The organism is Rhizobium sp. SVR5-2C (genome assembly GCF_056755115.1).
Map to the genome: position 1 here is coordinate 1 of NZ_JBNDHT010000547.1, position 241 is coordinate 241.

Here is a 241-nt window from a genome sequence, read left to right on the forward strand (position 1 = left end):
GCGCGCACTGAACGCCAATGTCGGACAGACCCAGCATGGCGTCTTCACCAAGCGCCCCGAGGCATTGACCAACGACTTCTTCGTAAACCTGCTCGACATGAGCACGGAGTGGAAGGCGGTTTCGGATGCCAAGGACGTATTCGAAGGACGCGACCGCGCAACCGGCGACGTGAAGTGGACCGGCACCCGCGTCGATCTCGTCTTCGGCTCCAACTCGCAGCTGCGCGCGATCGCCGAGGTC

The 241-nt window shown here is 63.1% G+C and carries 1 pseudogene; it reads left to right on the top strand.

Annotation, left to right across the window (positions count from 1 at the left end):
- A pseudogene (locus ACPYOI_RS36850) lies at window positions 1–241 on the top strand (catalase/peroxidase HPI); the annotation flags it as partial.